At 47.3% G+C, this 440-nt stretch carries 1 protein-coding gene; it reads left to right on the top strand.

Features of this window, described 5'->3' with window-relative positions:
- Positions 1 to 94 precede the first annotated feature (94 nt).
- Positions 95 to 379 (top strand): hypothetical protein, encoded by a 285-nt coding sequence (locus B4U49_RS00180; RefSeq protein WP_078082615.1) that lies wholly within the window; start codon positions 95 to 97, stop codon positions 377 to 379.
- The last annotated feature ends 61 nt before the right edge of the window (positions 380 to 440 follow it).

The following is a 440-nucleotide window of genomic DNA, read 5'->3' as shown; positions in this document are numbered from 1 at the left end:
TACTTTGTGCACTTTATGCGCAGGTCGCTTCGCCCCCATTTTTGCGCAAAAAGCGCCCAAAGCAAGCTGCCGCTGCTCGCGGCGTTAATAGTCTATGAGCACAGCACTAGCAATAGCCGCATATAAAGCTGAAATTGATGGAAAGGCCACTGGTTCAATAGATTTCCAAGTGAGGTTCTTTCAAGCGTTGGATGAAGAGCAAGCTAAGTTATTTCTGCTTGGCGAAGAACCTACTTGCTACAAAAATGAGTCAGGTGAACTGGTATGCTGGTGCTTTGAAAGATTAGTGGCATTCTCAGAGTACTCAGATCCGGAAAATGGAGAAGAGCTAGTAGGTTTCATTACTAATTCCTCGGAGATTTCGACCTGGCTAAAGTGAAGACTATTAACAAGGCGAGGCAGTTCGTTCCGGCCCTTCGGGCCTCCACCGGACAGCTTAC

Origin of the sequence: Microbulbifer mangrovi, assembly GCF_002009015.1 — a bacterium.
Lineage (GTDB): Bacteria > Pseudomonadota > Gammaproteobacteria > Pseudomonadales > Cellvibrionaceae > Microbulbifer > Microbulbifer mangrovi.
This window is presented reverse-complemented; position numbering and strand designations above follow the sequence as displayed.

Coding starts and splice junctions, on each gene's coding strand:
- B4U49_RS00180 (WP_078082615.1), top strand. CDS start 95: ATGAGCACAGCACTAGCAATAGCCGCATATAAAGCTGAAATTGATGGA.